The organism is Oleiphilus sp. HI0061, assembly GCF_001635675.1.
Window position 1 is genome coordinate 1 of the sequence record NZ_LWFE01000777.1, and the last position, 1,200, is coordinate 1,200.

The 1,200-nt window shown below is 41.7% G+C and carries 1 protein-coding gene; it reads right to left on the minus strand.

The genetic code is table 11. The features are described 5' to 3' along the window. Nucleotides 1-74: 74 nt before the first annotated feature. A complete protein-coding gene (locus tag A3735_RS09515; RefSeq protein ID WP_068512642.1) occupies nt 75-1,103 on the minus strand; it encodes an AraC family transcriptional regulator in 1,029 nt (342 codons plus the stop codon). Nucleotides 1,104-1,200: the final 97 nt, after the last annotated feature.

Genomic DNA, 1,200 nt, shown 5'->3' on the forward strand with positions numbered 1-1,200 from the left:
GCAAGACAGATAATGCTCTTTCAAGAATTGAAAGCCTTTATAACCAGCAAACAAAAGAAGCCGGTTAACTCTTCTCAAGCACTTCCAATCGAGTGTTTATCACGATAGGCACGCGGTGATAAGCCCATCCAGGTTTTAAACGCTCTAGAAAATACCGAGGCTTCATCAAAGCCTAATTCCAACCCTATCTCGCTTATTGATCGATTACTATCATTTAGCAGGCTTAGCGCTTTTTCACATCGTAGTTTTTGCTTAATTTGTTGGTAGCTAGTGTTTTCTTTTTCCAAGACACGCCTTAAATTTCTTGGGCTCATATTGAGTTCACTGGCCAAATCATCAAGCTTCTTAAACTGCATCGTATCATCAACAATCATATTCATTACTTGAGTACTAAAACTTCGTTGAAAGTCCGGCTTTGACAGCAAATCGGTTGGCGAATTTTGTAAAAAAGTATTCAACTCTTTCTGGCCCTGTTTAATAGGCAAATCCATAAGAGCTGATTCGAAGACTAGTGCGTTTTGCGTTTCACCAAACCTACAGTGACAAGGAAAGAGCAAACTATACTCCGCAACATGCGGTGGACTCTGGTAACTCAAGCTAACATATTTTAAAGGTAATCGTTCAGTAACAAGCCAGCTTGCAAAGCGATGCCAAACCAATAAAAAAAACTCTACGAGGAAATTGGCAGTATCCAACTCGGGCCGTACAGGCTGAAAAATAAGACGAGCTCCCTCCGTAGTATTTTCAAGTTGCAGCACGATATCGTTTCTAAAGGTACTGTAGAGCAAGCTTGCCCGCCTTATGCTTTCACCAATAGTTTGCTCCCTTATCATTTGTTTAGCTACGATGGCAAAAACACCTTGTTTACAGGGCTGATCGGTAAAGCCCATGAACTCATCATCCATTAGTCGCCAGATAGAACGAATTAGTGTTGATACTCGCTCAGATGAAATACGATCGCTCCCCCCATAGCAGCTGACAGAGAGAATACCTGAACTAAGACCGCAATCACTCATCACCTTGCTTACATCGACTCGGGCCCTCAAGGCACCCTGCAGAAGTGCATGTACATAGTACAGTGAAATTGAATTTCGCTTGTCCATATCGTCCGCTTAGGTAAAGTTTATACATAGTATATGTATCATTTAGCTAGTTTTCGTCCTATTTTGTCAAACCATATCCTGATTTGCTCTTGCCCGG

What these genes read in the sequence shown, in the direction of transcription:
- A3735_RS09515 (WP_068512642.1), bottom strand. Translation starts at nt 1,103, where the DNA reads ATGGACAAGCGAAATTCAATTTCACTGTACTATGTACATGCACTTCTG.